This is a genomic window from Gimesia aquarii (assembly GCF_007748195.1).
Lineage (GTDB): Bacteria > Planctomycetota > Planctomycetia > Planctomycetales > Planctomycetaceae > Gimesia > Gimesia aquarii.
The window spans coordinates 2,357,131-2,372,704 of record NZ_CP037920.1 but is presented as its reverse complement, the minus strand read 5'-3'; the positions used below and the strand labels follow the sequence as shown (position 1 = coordinate 2,372,704).

Sequence of the window (15,574 nt, the reverse complement as noted above, 5' to 3'; positions counted from 1 at the left end):
TTTAAAACCAGACTTTATTGGGGACTTTTTTTTGTTCTTTGTAAGATAAAAACGATTGCGCCCAGAAGTAACAAAGCATTTAACGTAAGAACAATCCATATCTCACTGTTACCATCAGCTTCTTCTGAATTTTCAGACTTCCCTACAGCCAGACTACTCAGATTTTTTTTCTTTTGGACAAGATCAGGGGCGATCACTTCCAGACTTGGGTCGCTCCGGAACTCCAGTTCATCAAGTTTTTTATCATTATTGACATCAGCTTGCCTAAAGGCATCTTCAAAGCGAGCAAGTCTGGTTTCGTAATACATGACCTGCTTGTCACTGGCGTTGGGAGGCAGTTTGAGATTCCCCAAATATTCTTCAAAAGAGAGATCACCATTCTGGTTAAGATCACGTTGGGTAAACATCGCCCCCAAACTAGCTTTAGAAGGAGCTAACCTGAAAATAAATTCCTGCGGATCGAGTTTTCCATCCTGGTTCAAATCCAATCGCTCAAAATATTCGACAGTCAGGGTGGCTGCCAGCAGTCCTTCCCCCCAGCTGAATTCAGAGAGATTCAATACACCATCCTTATTGCTGTCGGTTCGCAAAGTTTGCCAGGCCAGTACTAGATTCGCAAATGGCGTCTCTCGGTACTCATTGAGTGACAGACGCTGATCACCATCTGTGTCAAAACCTGCCAGTAGATACTCGCTCACGTCTCTCGTCCACGACTCAGCACCCCCGACATGTTCTTCCTGGTCCAATAATCCGTCATAGCTCTTGTCTGATGCCATAAAGATTCTCACCGGATCGCGCCAGTGTGTGGGTTCAACCTTCCACTCGGCCATGGACAGTTTGCCATCCCCGTCTTTATCCCATTCCTTGAACAGCGCAGGCGTCTGTTTGCCATCACGAAAACCGAACTTTGCCTGCTTCGCTTCTGTCAAATCGATTTTATGATCTCCATTTTTATCAACATAAGTAAACAGCATGCCAGATACTATTCGACCCGAGGGTTCCCAGAGCAACTCTCCCGTGGGATAACGCAGGCCATAAGCAATTTCCAGAACCTGTTCTGAATCCTGAATATCAACAAAACCGTCTGCATTCCGGTCCCAGTCCTCCCAAACCGTTAAGGCCAAACCCGGAATGGAACGCGCAAAACCAGACGCTGCGAACTCGCTCTTGTCCAGTTTGTCATCACTGTTTGTATCCCACTTGTTCCAATCAGCCTGCAACTTCTGCAGCCGTTCGGTGACACGCTTCGCGATTGGATGCGGCAACTGACGTTGGCTTGGAGAAACAATATTCCGATACTCGGTAAACGTCAGACGCTGATCGCCATCCTGGTCAAATAGTTTGAAGTTACGAATCAATTTTGGTTGATTTTTTTTTGCTACCGTTGACAGAAATTCATCCTGTGTCAGAAACTGATCATCATCAACATCACGAAAACGGAATTCATTTTCAGGGATCATCTGTTTCGGTTTCTGGCGTTTGGTGAATTCAGCGAGACTCAGTTGCTGGTCTGCATTGCTGTCCCAATCGTAAAACGAACGTCTTGCTTGTTTTTGTTGGGCGCCTTTCCGTTTTCCCAGGAACTCAGTCAGCGTCAGTTGTCCATTTTTATCACCGTCCAACTTCTTGAACTCAATGGCATAATACTCGGGATCCCGTTTCGTGGTATTGAAGGTGAATTCTTTCAGTTCGAGTTTTCCATCCTGATTGGAGTCCAGTCGCTCGAAATATTCCATGGCTAATGTGGCAGCAAACAGTCCTTTACCCCATTGAAATTCAGAAATATTTAAATAGCCATTATGATCACGATCTGTTCGAAGATTCTGCCAGGCTAGTGCCAGATTCGCGAATGGTGTCTGACGATACTCATTAAGCGACAGACGCTGATCGCTATTTGTGTCAAAGCCCGGGAACAGATGTTGGGTCACCGGTAATTGCCAGGCTGGTGTTCCCTGCAGCAATTCATCTCGAGTCAAGTGACCGTCTAAATCCTTATCAGCCGCTCGGAAGATCTCTACCGGATTGGTCCAGTGTGTGGGGTCGGCCTTCCACTCTGCCACCGTCAGTTTGCCATCCCCGTCTTTATCCCATTCCTTGAACAGCGCAGGCGTCTGTTTACCATCACGAAAACCGAACTGCGACTGCTTCGCTTCTGTCAAATCGATTGTATGATCGCCATTTTTATCAACATAAGCAAACAGCATGCCTGTCAGCATTCGACCCGATGGTTCCCAGAGCAACTCTCCCGTCGGATAACGCAGTCCGTAGGCGATTTCCAGAACCTGTTCTACATCTTGAGCATCAACAAAACCGTCTCTGTTCCGGTCCCAGTCCTCCCATTTCGACAACGCTAGGCCGGGAACGGAACCTGTCAGCTTTGCAGACTTGAACTCGCTCTTGTCCAGCTTGCTATCACCGTTTGTATCCCACTTGTTCCAATCAGCCTGCAATTTCTCCAATCGTTCGGCGACACGTTCCACAATCGGATGCGGCAGCTGACGCTGGCTTGGAGAGACAATATTCCGATACTCGGTAAACGTCAGACGCTGATCGCCATCCTGGTCAAATAGTTCAAAGTTACGAGTGAACCGCGGCTGATCCTTTTTTGCTACTGATGACAAAAATTCATCCTGCGTCAGAAACTGATCATTATCAGCATCACGAAAACGGAATTCATTTTCAGGAATCATCTGTTTCGGTTTCTGGCGTTTGGTGAATTCTGCGAGACTCAGTTGCTGGTCTACATTGCTGTCCCAATCATAAAACGAACGTCTTGCTTGTTTTTGTTGGGCGCCTTTCCGTTTTTCCAGGAACTCAGTCAGCGTCAGTTGTCCATTTTTATCACCGTCCAACTTCTTGAACTCAATGGCATAATACTCGGGAGTCTTTTTAGTTGTATTGAAAAGGAACTCTTTCAGATCGAGTTTCCCATCCTGGTTCAAGTCTAATCGTTCAAAGTATTCGACAGTCAGGGTAGCAGCCAGCAGTCCCTTACCCCAGTTGAATTCAGAGTGACTCAATGTCCCATCCTGATTTCGGTCTGTCCGCAAAGAATGCCATGGAAGTGCCAGATTCGCAAATGGTGTCTGCCGGTACTCATTGAGCGACAGACGCTGGTCACCATCTGTGTCAAAACCTGCCAGTAGATACTCGCTCACGTCTCTCGTCCACGACTCAGCACCCCCGACATGTTCTTCCTGGTCCAATAATCCGTCATAGCTCTTGTCTGATGCCATAAAGATTCTCACCGGATCGCGCCAGTGTGTGGGTTCAACCTTCCACTCGGCCATGGACAGTTTGCCATCCCCGTCTTTATCCCATTCCTTGAACAGCGCAGGCGTCTGTTTGCCATCACGAAAACCGAACTTTGCCTGCTTCGCTTCTGTCAAATCGATTTTATGATCTCCATTTTTATCAACATAAGTAAACAGCATGCCAGATACTATTCGACCCGAGGGTTCCCAGAGCAACTCTCCCGTGGGATAACGCAGGCCATAAGCAATTTCCAGAACCTGTTCTGCATCCTGAATATCAACAAAACCGTCTGCATTCCGGTCCCAGTCCTCCCAAACCGTTAAGGCCAAACCCGGAATGGAACGCGCAAAACCAGACGCTGCGAACTCGCTCTTGTCCAGTTTGTCATCACTGTTTGTATCCCACTTGTTCCAATCAGCCTGCAACTTCTGCAGCCGTTCGGTGACACGTTCCACAATCGGATGCGGCAGCTGACGCTGGCTTGGAGAAACAATATTCCGATACTCGGTAAACGTCAGACGCTGATCGCCATCCTGGTCAAATAGTTTGAAGTTACGAATCAATTTTGGTTGATTTTTTTTTGCTACCGTTGACAGAAATTCATCCTGTGTCAGAAACTGATCATCATCAACATCACGAAAACGGAATTCATTTTCAGGAATCATCTGTTTCGGTTTCTGGCGTTTGGTGAATTCTGCGAGACTCAGTTGCTGGTCTGCATTGCTGTCCCAATCATAAAATGAACGTCTCGCCTGTTGTCGTTGGGCATCTTTCCGTTTCCCCAGAAATTCAGTCGGTGTCAGTTGTTTGTTTTTATCAGCATCTAACTTCTGAAACTCAATGGCATAATACTCTGGAGTCTTTTTAGTTGTATTGAAAAGGAACTCTTTCAGATCGAGTTTCCCGTCCTGGTTCAAATCCAGCCGCTCAAAATATTCGACAGTCAGGGTAGCTGCCAGCAGCCCTGTCCCCCAGCTGAATTCAGAGAGACTCAATGTCCCATCCTGATTGCGGTCTGTCCGCAAAGAATGCCATGGAAGTGTCAGATTCGCAAATGGTGTCTGCCGGTACTCATTGAGCGACAGACGCTGGTCACCATCCGTGTCAAAACCTGCCAGTAGATACTCGCTCACATCTCTCGTCCACGACTCAGCACCCCCGACATGTTCTTCCTGGTCCAACAATCCGTCATAGTTCTTATCTGATGCCAGAAAGATTGCCACCGGATCGCGCCAGTGCGTGGGGTCGGCCTTCCACTCTGCCACCGTCAGTTTGCCATCCCCGTCTTTATCCCATTCCTTGAACAGCGCAGGCGTCTGTTTACCATCACGAAAACCGAACTGCGACTGCTTCGCTTCTGTCAAATCGATTGTATGATCGCCATTTTTATCAACATAAGCAAACAGCATGCCTGTCAGCATTCGACCCGATGGTTCCCAGAGCAACTCTCCCGTCGGATAACGCAGTCCGTAGGCGATTTCCAGAACCTGTTCTACATCTTGAGCATCAACAAAACCATCTGCATTCCGGTCCCAGTCCTCCCATTTCGACAACGCTAGGCCGGGAACGGAATCTGTTAACTTTGCTGCATTGAACTCGCTCTTGTCCAGCTTGCCATCACCGTTTGCATCCCACTTGTTCCAATCAGCCTGCAATTTCTCCAATCGTTCGGTGACACGCTCCACAATCGGATGCGGCAGCTGACGCTGGCTTGGAGAAACAATATTTTGATACTCGGTAAACGTCAGACGCTGATCGCCATCCTGGTCAAATAGTTTAAAGTCACGAGTGAACCGTGGCAGATCCTTTTTTGCCACCGATTTGAAAAACTCCAATTGTGTCAAAACTTGATCATTGTCTGTATCTAGTTTTTTAAACTTATTGATATCTTTATCGTCACCAAGTTTTGCAGACTTTGGAGTAGGCGATGGCGATTGAGCCAGCAGATTCGAAACTCCTAGTAATAACAAGCATATTATTATGGGAAAACCAGTCAACAATGAATGCCTTACGGGATGTAACAAGATGACTTCTGATTTTATTAATCTCTGAAAATAGAATTGTCGGCTCATAATAAAATCTCTCTTTAATGTAGTTACTTTACTCTGTTTCGTGTTCATACAGACGAAAAACGAGCTCGCAATAGTATTCTTGGAACCGAGCTTCACCTACTTGTTTCCACCCTTCAGGCATGGGGACACTCCAACTACCTCCCATCCAACGGTTGGCATCTAGTGTCCATATCCATTTCGAATCGCAGTGTTCGATTCTTTCGCGTGAAAAGTAATCGTCATCTCGCATCACTGCGCTTCCGTAATAATATGGGTAGCCTTTACCGTCATGATAGGTGAAAAGTCCTTCTCGTTTTTTTGTGTAGGCAATTGCAGAAGTAAATAACATCGGGTTACAAACAATCAAATTCTCAGCTGGTTTTCGATGCTTTTCCAAATAGGCCATTGCTGCTGGCATTCCCGAATATTTTTCCGAAATATCACTTCGTACCAGGTAGTTCTGCAAACAGAAACAAAACAATAAACCTGTTGCCATGATACTGCCTGCAACACGTAACTTTTTAGAAGGAACGCGACAAACCAGAACAGCGGCTGCAATTAACAATAATAAATGGGCAAATAAAAAATACCGAGAGATAAATATATTCCGAGACGCCACAGAATAAATCGTCGTTATTAGAAATGAAATGAACACTGCCAAAAACAAATAGATGTCTGTGGGACGACGTCCGATTAACAACAGAATCAGCGCCAAAAAAGTTGCTTGAGCAATTCCCAATCCAACAGCAACGGACGCGGGAGACCAGCGAGGAGGCGCAATAAACTGGTAAAACATTCTTCCGACATAATCCAGATCAAATGGTTTGGACCAGAAATCATTTTGTACCTGATGACTTTGATTCAAGAGACGAAACAACAGTGGAGACCAAATCAATATGAGAACGAGCGCTGACAGGAAAACCGGTTTCAATTGACTGAAGCGATTCAGATTATTATCAATGGGTGAGGCTAATAACCGATATCCGGTTGCAAAACTATACTGAGCCACGAGAATAAATAGCCCAAAATGATGGGTGTATGATAATGCAACGGCAGAAACCGTGAAGAAACTCCAGTTTCGTGTTACATGAGAATCACGCCGAAGAGCTCTTAGCAAAAGCCAACTTGAAATGGCAGTCAAAGCAGCCCCCGGCGCATACATACGGACTTGAAGAGACCATGAAATATGAATCGGACTCAAAGCGACAAAAGATGCGGCGACAAGCGACGATAATTTAGCAACACTATTCTCTGATGAGGTACGATCATCGTTTACTCGATAAGCCTCATAGACGAAAAGGTATGTACCGATTATCGTCAGCATTCCACTCGTAACACTTAGCATCCGTGAGGCAAAAACAGAGGTTCCAAATAGCATTCCCCAAAACTTGAGCAGGTAAAAAAATAATGGTGGATGGGTATCCTGTGCTGATCTGGTCCAGATTTCGGCAAGGGGAAATTCAGCCATTTTGAGGCAGAAGCTCTCGTCGAACCAATATGCAATTTTTGTAATACAATGCAACCGAAAAAAAAGTGCGATCAGCAGTATTACAAACAATACATATACAGAATCTTTCCTAAAATATGAGTAAGTTTTCAACATAGTTGATTTCGAATGCTCATAATGAATAAGACTATCTGCCAGGAAATGTAAATGGCAGCTTCTCTGCTACACTTGGACTATTGCTTCAGCAATGTGCCATTCAAAGCCTGCCCCTGTGGACTGGCAAGAGCGGCATAAACTTTTCCGTCGATATTTGCTGAGAGGAACTGAATATGCCCATCACAATAACCCACATTGACTCCACCTTCATGTAATGAATTGGGAAACGGGGCGCTACCTTCAGGTTGATTGATACCGGCATTAATTGCGCTCGAGCCTGAATTAGAGCGATTATAATCAACGTTACCTGCAGAACAGCTGCTACTCTGGCACGGGTTTCCAATATAAAAACTGGTCAGATAAGGATTGGGAGAGGCCCAATTGGATGTCGGTCTGTCTGGATCATAACCGGTGCGAATATTTTCAGAAATCAGCATGGTGTTGGAGGCTCCATCTGTAATACTTGCCATCGTGTGGTGACGTTTGGCGCGAATTTCGCCTTTCCAAGTTTCGTTAAAAAAGAGACCCATCTGGAAAAACAGTTCGCGATCAGAGGGTGTCCCATCCCCACTTGTTGATGAGTTGCAAGTAATTCCATTTCCGTTCAGATCCAATTTTCCACTCGATGGACCAACCGGACAATCATGTATACCACCGATCTGAGCGGAAAAGCCAATCCCACTGCTGACTACGTATGTTAAATTTCCTTCTCCCGGAACTTCAGAGATGTCATCCGGACAGGTTAAGACAGGAATGTATGTTTTTGCCAGTGGTGCATTGGTTGGATCATTATAATTTTTTTCAACATCCCACTGGTTGTATAAGTTTGCCTGATCGATAAAAGGCAGAACCGCAACGACCCAACTTCGAAAAGAGCCACCTCCTGTAGATGTACCATCCCCAAAATAACCACAAGCAGGAAACCGGTTGGCACTGTCTGTCGCCTGTAGCAATCCCAGACTGACATTGCGCATGTTATTTAAACATTGCAACTGCCGGGCAGAATTGCGTGCAGACTGAACAGCCGGCAGTGCAAGTGCAATTAAAATACTGATCACCGCAGTGACTACCAGGAGCTCAATGATCGTATAACCTCTTCTTCGACGAAACGTTTCTGGAAAAGGAGCGATTGTCATGGGAGCAGTAAAACAACGTTTACTCTTCATCGGCTTGTGCCTCCAGCCACCAGGCGGCAAGGTAAGTTAAGACAGCAACAAAAATCAGAATCCACAAAGTACTTCCAATAAGCAAATGAGGAGTATTCTCCGATGAGCGGAAAGATCAGTTTTGCTTCAGGTGGTTTAAGTGAAGGGACAATCATGTTCTGCTTCTCTGACCAGTTCACAAACCCATAGATTCCCGCACTGGCACAGAGAAGCATAGCAACTACAAGAATCAGCTTACGAAAGACCAGACATTCCAAAAAAGAAAGACTCATGGTGGGTACGATCTGCCGAGAACGTGAGGGCTCTTCCTGCTTTGGGGCTCGCACGTCAATCCGTTCTACGGCCGTATTAAGCGTCGATACCCAAGTCTCATCAGAATACGCACCGAACTCGACCTCGTCATTCAAATCGACTTCTGAATCATGTTCAAAATTTGTGTCGTGTTCAAGAATCCTCTCTTGGATCGGAGCAGTTGATTCTTGATCATCTGACTCTGCCAGAAAGTCCTCCGAGTCGTCTGCATCAGCAAAATTATTATTAACTGTGTCCACTACAGACCGAACAGGAGGGAGTGTTGCTGGAGCCAGCCTCGGCATGTGAAATAAACCGACAACAGAATCGGCCCACTGCCATTCATCCATATAGTTAGGCCGAACCATAGTTTCAGGTAGAGACTGCTCTTCACGTACCATTTCTATCATTTGATAGAACGTGTAAGGTCCCAGTGTTTCAACTGATTGTTTATAGTACCACTCAGTTGCCATCTGCAGTTACTCAAACTGATGAAATACTTGTTATGAAAGTATCACATTATATATACAGGAAAATAGGCACATCAAGAACATATTTGCAGTATACAATAAGCTCCACAGCAAAACAAACATTAGTCCACTCTTTTTGGAAAAAATGACTAATTACACATATTTCTTTGAGAATTCAGAACCCGGTGGAATAGCGAAAAAAACATATCCGGCACACCAGGTATGACTTTAGCTTAGATTTCTAACATACCAACTGTTACAAGGTTGGGGGCAAGGTCAGGTAAATCATCCTCTGCGTACCGAGGATGATTTAATCAGGTCACTTTCGAACAAAGATCAGAACTGGTAATCGCATCTGCTTTTAACTTCGCAGATTCATGAAGCTGCTCTGCTTTTTTCTTCATCTTTTTACGACGTCCGAAGCGATGCGCTAAATCCAATGACCAGGGAGTAAGTCGCTTCAGATAATACAACACATAGGCAACCCAGCCCACCAGACACAACCCTTTGTCTTTATAGATGGCCTTGATTGTTTTTTGTGCCACCTGCTCTGGTGAAATACAAGCCCACCTTGGCGGAACTGGGGTTTTCTTGTCTTTACGACCACAAGGAGCTGATTCAAAAAGCCGGGTAGAGACCGGCCCAGGACAAATTGCAGAAACTCCCAGCCCTTGACGACTATATTCTGCGCGCAGCGCTTCACTAAATCCCAAAAGCCCAAATTTACTTACCTGGTAAGCACTAAATCGTGAACCAGAAACGATTCCACAAATACTGGCGATATTGACGATGTGCGCCTCGGGACGATTGATTAACGCTGGTAGCAATTCACGCGTAATTTGAATCGGAGCCAGCAGGTTGATCGCAAGCAACCAATCCCATTGCGCTGTGGTCATTGTGTGAGTCGGACCGTAAAACGCAACACCTGCATTATTCACTAATATGTCAATATAGTTCCATTGATCTAGAACCGCTCTTATGACATCGGAAATTTGTTGGGAGTCGGTCAAATCACAGTGCCGGAATATGACCCGCACACCCAGGAGTGTGGCTGCATTTGCCGTGTCATTTAGTCCACTTTCATCGACATCCAGCAAGAATAGATCCGCGCCTTCTGAAGCCAGATGAAGAGCGAGTTCACGACCAATTCCTGACGCCGCACCTGTAATCAGTGCTTTTTTCCCCCGAATGTTACGCATCGCCTACTCTCTCGCCACGGTAAAGATTATGCCCGAGCGAGGAGTGTATGCTATCAGGGAAAATGGGTAAAGATGATTCCAAAATGCAGAGTTCATTCACTAGGTCACTCGTTCACGGTTGACCCATCTTCAATGACTTCCAGCAACTGTTTCAAAACAAAATGAGGTTCCAGTCCCATTTGTCGGCAGACATAATCAAGCGATTTTCCCGAGCAAGACTGATCAATACCTAACGCTTCTAACACGCCTTGTACTTCGGGATACTCAAGCACCCATTCTACAACACTGGAATCAAGCCCAAGGTTCGCCATCGGAAACCATCCTTTAGAAAAGAAATTCCTCCAATATATGATAGCAGATAGTGCATAGAATCAAATCCGAGAATGTTCTTTAAGACAAAAACAGGGATGATTTATATATTCAACGCATTTCGTTTCTCACGAATAAATTTTATATGATGTGGAATATGATTCGTAATTCGACTTAACAAGTCCGTCAAAGAGAGTGCTCCATCACGAGAATGGTTTCCCGTGCGCTGAAAATCTTCCGGACCGATTGATTTCAGAATTCTACCCATGTGCTGCCGAACCGCAATCATTAGCTGAAATTCCTCTTCAAGATCACGTTGCTCATAGGCAAGTCGCTCGGCAAAAAGATCTGGATCACCGCCCATCAAGGGAGGATCTTCTTCAGCAATGACTCGTTTCATTCGATCTGCGTAAACCGGCTCAAAGTCAGCAATGTGACAGATAATCTGCCGGGTTGACCACTTCCCGGGAATCGGTGCGGCATCAATATCAGAATCTGTCATGCCTGCAATCGCCTGACGTAACGTCTCTGGTCCGGCGAGATATTCTTCGATACGTTCTGAAATACTCATCAGTTTTCCAATCATTTTATGAGGAGACGTGTTTGAACCAATTTTTGACAACATCATTGTATCATCGGCTCCTGATTACTGATATTCAACCATAAGAATCACTTATTAGAGCCTTTCCAACCGACATAAAATGCAAAAGAAAAGGTGGCCTCGTTTGATCCATTGATGAATGATTCTAGATTCTCAGTAAATCATTGGTTACGATGGGAGCATTACTATTACTGGTCCGCTGTGTAAGAATCTGTAAAGACTCTCAACTGGATAATCAAATGCGATATCTTATTCACAATACATTTTCACACAAACTCTTAGTCGTAGTGCTGATGATCGTATTCTTGGGAACATCTTATGTTCGAGGCGCAGATCCCTCTTCTCAAAAGATTAACTTCACTGAACGTTATAAGGAACTTCTGCTCGAATCTCAAAAAGCACCGACGAAAGAATATATGAAAGAAGTGGCATTTGATGCCATGGACGCTTGTCAAACAGTGATCAAAGCCGGTGATTATGCCACTGCACTCAAGTTTGCCGCACTTGCTGTCAAAATCGCGAAATTATCAGGAAATAATCACGCCATTACCTCAGCGAACAGATTGAAGTTGCGTAGTTCGTTGCTGAATCGAGAATATCGCAAAGTAGAAAAAAATCACAAAAAGCTAAAACAAGATGTGAATGACTCGAAATCGGCAACGATATATGGCAAATTTGTTGCACTGTATTTGAATCAGTGGAAAGAGGGGCTTTTCTGGCTCGCAAAAGGTGATGACACATCATATCGAACTTTAGCTAAAAAAGAACTTTCTAACTCGAATGACGAAGCCACTACTCTGGCAATTGCCAACGGTTGGTTGCAACTGGCTGAAAACGAAAAAGGTCTGGCAAAACGAACATTGGAATTGCACGCATATGACTTATATAGACGAGCCTGGAGTAGTTCGCTTGGAGCGGATCGAGCTCGAATCGATGCGATGATGAATAAGTTGCCAATCCGTTATCTAAATCACATGGTCGAAACAGATGTAAACAAAGGACCCTGGCCTTTGGGAAAGAATGGAAGCAGTGGAAATGGTAACCCCATATTTACAGTTAATAATCTGGAGTTTCCCAACGGCCTTGGTTTACATCCTCCGGATAACGGTTCCGCACGTGTGCGTTACAACCTCAATAGTCAATACAAAACCTTTGAGACTGGCATTGCAATCATGGATGATACATATGTCTTTCGTGGAACTATATATTTCTGGGTTGTCGGTGATGGCAAAGTACTCTGGAAATCGGCTCCTATCCGCGGTCGTGGGGACGTACAATATTGCCGCGTTTCCGTTAAAAACGTCAAGACGCTGGAACTACGGACTGAATCACCTGGTAGAGCCACAGGAGCGCATGCTGTGTGGCTCGATCCACATGTTTTGAAATACTAAAAGCTTTAGAATCAAAGCGCCTCGGGAAAGAATCCTTGCAGCTAAGCTCATGCCGCTTAGGTCTCGGCATTGTATTCGCCACGGCGTGCATCTCGGTTGCATTTCGCGCGATGATATAATGCTTTCTGGGCTGCCATCACATTAGCAGAATCGCCTCCCCAGATTCCCATCGCCGGTTGCTGGATCGCCCGGGCAAAGGAAAACGACAACTCCCAGGGGACTTGAGATTTGAATTTGACATTCATGGCGTTCAAACGCGCTGACGCCAGTTCGCTGGATTGACCACCCGATAAGAATGTCACTCCCGAAACCGCAGCAGGAACGGCACGTAAGAAACAGGCCACCGTAGCATCGGCCACTTCATCCACCGAATTCTGATGCGGACAGGCTAATCCTGGTAGCACCATATTTGGTTTCAGAATCATGCCTTCTAACATTACGCGTTGCATGTAAAGCTGCTGAAAAACCGTTCGTAGTGTTTCCTCAGTCACTTCGTAGCAACGTTCAAGAGTGTGGTTGCCGTCCATGAGTACTTCTGGTTCAACGATAGGAACCAGCCTGGCTTCCTGAGATAATGCAGCATATCGTCCTAATGCGTGTGCGTTGGCCTCAATACAACCGCGACTCGGAATACCATCACCGATCGTAATGACCGCACGCCACTTGGCAAAACGGGCTCCCATCTGAACGTATTCGGCCAGACGGTCGCGTAATCGATCCAGACCTTCCGTAATCTTCTCTCCCGGATGAGCGGCCATCTCCTTTGCCCCCGCATCGACTTTAATTCCGGGAATAATTCCCACATCGGTGAGGGCTTGCACAAAAGAAGAACCATCATTCCGCTTCTGACGGATTGTCTCATCATACAGAATGGCTCCGCTGATGCTTTCGTTAAGGCCAGGTGTGTTAACAATCAACTCTCGATAGATACGCCGGGTCTCTTCGTTCTGGGGGATGTCCAACTTAGCAAATCGTTTATCGCAGGTTGGGGTGCTCTCATCCATCGCCAGGAGTCCCTTGTCGTCAACGACCATCGCTTTTGCCGTGTCAATTAGCTGTTGTCTGTTCATTTCAGTTTGCTCCACTTACAGTTTCAGATAAACCACATTTCAACTTTTCGTCGAAATTTTTAGAACATCCCTCTCAAGTCATCAGCCAGGTTGAATGTAAAACTCCTTGATTAGTAGATTAGTAGTAATGAATATCCTCTATTTCTAGAATACCCTACAACCTTTTGAGCGAACAGGATCAATCAGTTAAAAGCTGATCTCTATCAGAAAGATTAATCTCGTCTGTGATGCGAGGCATATTACCGGACCCATTCAGCTTGGACCAGATCGCAGAGTAAGTCATTGCCAATCAAATTGATGAGCCTACAATAAGATAGTTCACACCAGTGGTTAGCTAATGAAGATGACTAACCATATTTTCGTGTAAACGAGTTCTCGCAAGGAATCATTTTAATAATATGGCGCGCACGTTCCTGGCTCTTGTTGGCTTCATTTACATCTTGCTGGCAGTTTGGTGCGCCTTCGCTCCTGAAACGACTTCACAATCTGTTGGCTTCATCCTCAAACCAGGATCGGGGCAATCAGAATTTCTAACGGTCTATGGAGGGCTGGAACTGGCACTCGGTATCGTCTTCCTACGGCCTCTCTTCCAGAAAGAAGTCACTCACTTTTCGCTGTATATCTGCGTGATCGTTCACGGTTGTCTGGTTATGTTTCGCACGCTTGGCTTTGTTCTCTTTTCCGGATTCGAATCGACGACCTATGCTCTGGCCGGGGGTGAGTGGCTGATTTTCCTCATGAGTCTGACACTTTATATTATCACAAAACGCTCAACCAAGTCGTCGCTTGAGTGATCCTTTGAACTTCAACACTGCCAGTTCTTTCGCCTTGGCTTCGACTTCGATAGTGAGTTCTCGCCCTTCCCAACAGTGGGGAAAGTCTTTTATTGAAATAAAATCATGGTGCCGTTGCGGTTTCGGTCCTTGCCAGCCTTCCAGTGGACTGGAGATATGAAACAGTGGTTCTCGATCCCAGGTTGTAAGGGCTTCGTTAGTCGCCTCTTCGATAGAAAGCGTATCGGGTAGACAGCGGTGATGGTGCACATCATAGACGAGAGGAATCCCTGTCTCGCGGCATAAGGGTAACAAATCAGACGGAGTATAAGTCGTATCATCGTTCTCAACAGTCAGTCGACTTCGTACCCGCTTTGAAAGACGGCGCAGATTTTTGGCAAACTGTTTTAAGGCGTTTTGTTTATCACCATAGGCACCACCACCATGGATGTTGATCACATCAGTATTGACCCACTCTGCGACTTTCGCCTGATATTCGAGTTCTGCTATAGAACGCTCGACGACATCGGGACGCGGTGAATTGAGCACGACAAATTGATCAGGATGGAACGAGGTACGAAGATCATGTTCACGGGCATACTTCCCGCACTGCTTGAATAGTGAAACAATCTTTTTCCCTTCGGGAAGGTCATTCATCTCATAGCCACATTCGAAGTGAGTTTTCAAAGGCAATATCTGACTGTTAATTCGAAAGCAGCCAATATCGTGTGCGACACAATATTCGAGCGCTGCCTGTAACGCGACTGCATTTTCCCTACACAAACGAGATAGTTTTTCCAGAGCCGCCGGGCGATCCATACTGCTGTTGGCTTTGACCGTTGTGTTACGAAACTGGATCGGTTCTTCAAGAAACTGACAACACAGTCCCAAGCGAAGCGAGTTTTGAGAGGTTGGTTTTTTCTTCAACGTGTCACGATCCCCGGTTCATCCAGAAAATACTGATTTGCAATCCGGTCGCAACCGAAACCCAAACAAAGTAAGGGACTTGCATTAATGCAACCCAACGGAAGCGAGGCCAGATTACGATCATTATCCAAAGGATTGTAGACCAGACCAGGAGAATATCCAGTGTGGCCAGCAGCAGATTTTTCAAGCCGAATAACAGTGGAGTAAAACTCAAATTTGCAATCAGATTAATGGCAAACGGGACTGCCATTGATTTGGGCAGTTTTCCTCGCCAGATTTGTACAAACACATATCCAAACGAAATCGCAATGATGGGATAGAGTATCTGCCAGATCAGACTGATTGTGGAGGGAGCAGGAGTCCAGCCGGGCTTCAAGAGACTTTGATACCAATCGATCCAGTTCATATGTCTGTTCTCCATGATTTCCCGAAACGACCCATATACTGATCTCGATTATCAATCGCTGA

The 15,574-nt window shown here is 45.6% G+C and carries 12 protein-coding genes; 2 read left to right on the top strand and 10 right to left on the bottom strand.

Translation table 11 applies throughout. From position 1 onward, the window contains the following. Positions 1 to 14 precede the first annotated feature (14 nt). The 7 genes from V144x_RS09555 to V144x_RS09525 form a co-directional block, all read right to left on the bottom strand. The gene (locus V144x_RS09555; RefSeq protein ID WP_197998844.1) at positions 15 to 5,327 is read right to left on the bottom strand and encodes a CREC-EF hand family protein; all 5,313 of its coding nucleotides are present in this window, start codon (positions 5,325 to 5,327) and stop codon (positions 15 to 17) included. 28 nt (positions 5,328 to 5,355) lie between these two features. Next, positions 5,356 to 6,774, bottom strand: coding sequence for a glycosyltransferase family 39 protein (locus V144x_RS09550; RefSeq protein WP_197998843.1), 1,419 nt, complete (start codon positions 6,772 to 6,774; stop codon positions 5,356 to 5,358). A 212-nt stretch (positions 6,775 to 6,986) separates the two neighbouring features. Then, positions 6,987 to 8,075 (bottom strand): DUF1559 domain-containing protein, encoded by a 1,089-nt coding sequence (locus tag V144x_RS09545; protein WP_144984792.1) that lies wholly within the window; start codon positions 8,073 to 8,075, stop codon positions 6,987 to 6,989. Then, positions 8,072 to 8,839 (bottom strand): DUF4339 domain-containing protein, encoded by a 768-nt coding sequence (locus V144x_RS09540; RefSeq protein ID WP_144984789.1) that lies wholly within the window; start codon positions 8,837 to 8,839, stop codon positions 8,072 to 8,074. Before V144x_RS09540 ends, V144x_RS09545 begins: the two co-directional genes overlap by 4 nt. A gap of 311 nt (positions 8,840 to 9,150) precedes the next feature. After that, positions 9,151 to 10,035, bottom strand: a complete 885-nt coding sequence (locus V144x_RS09535; protein ID WP_144984786.1) for an SDR family NAD(P)-dependent oxidoreductase — start codon at positions 10,033 to 10,035, stop codon at positions 9,151 to 9,153. A gap of 104 nt (positions 10,036 to 10,139) precedes the next feature. Further along, positions 10,140 to 10,346 carry a hypothetical protein gene (locus tag V144x_RS09530; RefSeq protein ID WP_144984783.1) on the bottom strand — a complete coding sequence of 69 codons (207 nt, stop codon included), beginning with the start codon at positions 10,344 to 10,346 and terminating at the stop codon, positions 10,140 to 10,142. 101 nt (positions 10,347 to 10,447) lie between these two features. Further along, complete coding sequence (locus V144x_RS09525) at positions 10,448 to 10,972, bottom strand: DinB family protein (protein ID WP_232102772.1); 525 nt, start codon at positions 10,970 to 10,972, stop codon at positions 10,448 to 10,450. A gap of 212 nt (positions 10,973 to 11,184) precedes the next feature. Here V144x_RS09525 and V144x_RS09520 point away from each other — a divergent pair, with 212 nt between their 5' ends. Beyond that, positions 11,185 to 12,336, top strand: a complete 1,152-nt coding sequence (locus tag V144x_RS09520; protein WP_144984780.1) for an NPCBM/NEW2 domain-containing protein — start codon at positions 11,185 to 11,187, stop codon at positions 12,334 to 12,336. Positions 12,337 to 12,392: 56 nt separating this feature from the next. Here the strand turns inward: V144x_RS09520 and V144x_RS09515 are convergent, their stop codons facing one another. Beyond that, positions 12,393 to 13,406, bottom strand: a complete 1,014-nt coding sequence (locus V144x_RS09515; protein ID WP_144984777.1) for a class I fructose-bisphosphate aldolase — start codon at positions 13,404 to 13,406, stop codon at positions 12,393 to 12,395. Between the two features lie 398 nt (positions 13,407 to 13,804). Here V144x_RS09515 and V144x_RS09510 point away from each other — a divergent pair, with 398 nt between their 5' ends. Next, a complete protein-coding gene (locus V144x_RS09510; protein ID WP_144984774.1) occupies positions 13,805 to 14,200 on the top strand; it encodes a hypothetical protein in 396 nt (131 codons plus the stop codon). Here the strand turns inward: V144x_RS09510 and uvsE are convergent. Together uvsE and V144x_RS09500 are read right to left on the bottom strand one after the other, a co-directional pair. Next, positions 14,177 to 15,106: a UV DNA damage repair endonuclease UvsE gene (gene uvsE / locus V144x_RS09505; protein ID WP_144984771.1), complete on the bottom strand. Its 930-nt coding sequence runs from the start codon at positions 15,104 to 15,106 to the stop codon at positions 14,177 to 14,179. The genes V144x_RS09510 and uvsE overlap by 24 nt on opposite strands. Positions 15,107 to 15,110: 4 nt before the next feature. Continuing rightward, positions 15,111 to 15,527, bottom strand: a complete 417-nt coding sequence (locus V144x_RS09500; RefSeq protein ID WP_261343660.1) for a TspO/MBR family protein — start codon at positions 15,525 to 15,527, stop codon at positions 15,111 to 15,113. Positions 15,528 to 15,574: the final 47 nt, after the last annotated feature.